The following is a 2429-nucleotide window of genomic DNA, read 5'->3' as shown; positions in this document are numbered from 1 at the left end:
GGCGGGCACTGTTATGCCGGCCGCCGCCAGTGTGGCAGCCGGGTGCCTTGGCAGCCTTTTTTGATCTGCGGGCGGAGGCCGTCTCTGGCAAGATGAAAACATGAGCGAAGAGCAGAAGCCGCAGCCAGAAGAACCGGTCATCGTCGGTGCACTGTCCGGCAGCCCGGGCCCGGCGGAGGACGGGCTCCAGGATTCGGACTCCGGCCCCGCACGCCGGTCCGGCCGCAGCGGTTCCAAACTTGCAGACCTGGTGGATGAACCGGCGAAGGTCATGCGGATCGGCACCATGGTCCGGCAACTGCTTGAAGAAGTACGCAGCGCCCCGCTGGATGATGCCGCACGAACCCGCCTGGCCGAAATCCACGAGCGTTCCGTCAAGGAGCTCGAGGACGGGCTGGCACCGGAGCTGATCGAGGAACTGCACCGGATCAACCTGCCGTTCACCGACGATTCCACGCCCTCAGACGCCGAATTGCGCATCGCCCAGGCTCAGCTGGTCGGCTGGCTGGAAGGTCTCTTCCACGGCATCCAGACCGCGCTCGCGGCGCAGCAGGCCCTGAACCAGCAGATGGCGGCCCGCATGCAGATGCGCCAGCTGCCGCCGGGCACCATGATCGCGCCAGGTGTCGTGATTGGCGACGACGGGGAACCGCGCCGGGCCGCCGGCGCCGAGGGGGAGAATGCGAGCCCGGTCCAGGGCGGCGAACGTCACGCCGGGCCTGGACAGTACCTGTAGGACCGGTGGCACTCTTCGGTGCTGCCCGGCAGGCCCGCCGGGATGATAAGGAACTCGGTAAAGGAATTTGGCGCCATGCGCATGACCGTTTCCGGCGTGCCCTCGAGCGCTACCACCAGATCCTTGAAGGCGTGGAGGACGACGGCCTCTACGCCGAGCTGCTGCCGGTAGCCGACCAGCTCGCCGGCCTCCTGCCCCGGGTTCGCAACTGCTGCACGGCCGCCCAGTTGCTGAGTCCCGCCGAAGGCTTGGATGTGCCCGGCGGCCAGCTGGCGGACATCCATCGGAGCCTCTCCAAGGCCGGCAACTCGCTGGCGGCGGCCGCCCAGGCTGCCGCCATGGCCCGGCTAGGCGGCTCCCAAGGCTACGAGGCCGGCGTCGACAACGTCCGGCGCCGCGCCGCCGTCGTCGTGTCAGACCTGGCCGAAGCCGAGCGGCTGCTGGCGGAGTTGGAACACTGAACCGGCCGGGCCTGGGGGGCGGCGCAGCGTAGGTTACCGGCAGCTGAAGGACCGGCTCCTGCAGCCCGCACCACCATGGCCTCCTGCTTTTGGGCGTGCCATGATGTTGGCATTCAGCTGTCCATGAGGGTGGCTCGTCTCGAAGGCGGAAGGACACGCGGTCGTGACCTACATCAACAGTCTTGGAGATGTGGGAGTAGAGGATCTTGCCGCGGCCGGCGGCAAGGGCGTGGGACTGGGCGGGCTCAGCCGGGCCGGGGTGCCGGTTCCGCCGGGGTTTGTTGTGAACACCGCGGCGTACGCGGCATTCGTGGAGGCCAACCACCTTGCCGTGCCCATCCAGGAGCTGGCGACGCTCGGACCGCAGGCGGCTATGCAGGACTACGAGCAGGCCTCGGCGCGGATCCGCACCCTCTTCACCAGCGGCACCATGCCCGACGGGATTGCCGCCGAACTCGGCGCCGCCTACCAGCGTCTGGGCATCGGGGACATTGCGGTCGCGGTGCGCTCCTCCGCCACCGCCGAGGACCTCGCCTCGGCCAGCTTCGCCGGACAGCAGGACAGCTATCTCAATGTTCGGGGAGCGGAGGCCCTGGCGGCGGCGGTGATCCGCTGCTGGGCTTCGCTGTGGACGGCCCGCGCCATGGCCTACCGCGTGCGTGAAGGCGTCGGCCCGGAGTCGGTGCGCCTGGCGGTCGTGGTCCAGCAGATGGTCTCAGCCGATGCGGCGGGGGTGATGTTCACGGCCAATCCTGCCAACGGGCGCCGCGACCAGATCGTGATCAGCGCAGCCTGGGGCTTGGGCGAGTCCGTGGTCGGCGGAACGGTCACCCCCGACAGCGTCGTCGTCGACGCGGTGACGGGCGACGTGCTCTCGCGGCGGACAGCGGATAAGGACATCATGACTGCCTACGCGGAGCATGGCACTAGGGAGCAACCGGTGCCGCTGGAGCGCCGCCGCCAGCAGGTGCTCGATGATACGGCGGCGGCGGAACTGGCCCGCTACGGAGCGCAGATCGGGGACCACTTCGGCGCGCCGCAGGACATCGAGTGGGCCCGAACCGGCGACGGGTTCTGGTTTTTGCAGTCCCGGCCCATTACGGCGCTGCCGGAACCGGCGGCCGACCCTCCGGATAGCTGGCCCGTGCCCTACCGGAATGGGCTCTACTTCCGCGCGAGCATCGTGGAACAGTTGCCGGACCCGCTCTCGCCGCTGTTCGCCGACCTGATCG

General features: G+C 69.1%; 3 protein-coding genes. All 3 read left to right on the top strand.

Translation table 11 applies throughout. The features are described 5' to 3' along the window. The first annotated feature begins 100 nt into the window (after positions 1-100). Positions 101-736, top strand: coding sequence for a bacterial proteasome activator family protein (locus tag AC5RWT_RS36600; RefSeq protein ID WP_494084494.1), 636 nt, complete (start codon positions 101-103; stop codon positions 734-736). A 5-nt stretch (positions 737-741) separates the two neighbouring features. Beyond that, positions 742-1197 (top strand): hypothetical protein, encoded by a 456-nt coding sequence (locus AC5RWT_RS36595; protein WP_494084493.1) that lies wholly within the window; start codon positions 742-744, stop codon positions 1195-1197. Positions 1198-1360: 163 nt separating this feature from the next. Next, on the top strand, positions 1361-2429 hold a 1069-nt coding region (locus AC5RWT_RS36590; RefSeq protein WP_494084492.1), incomplete at its 3' end, for a PEP/pyruvate-binding domain-containing protein.

It is taken from the genome of Arthrobacter sp. Dra40 (assembly GCF_059091905.1).
This window is presented reverse-complemented; position numbering and strand designations above follow the sequence as displayed.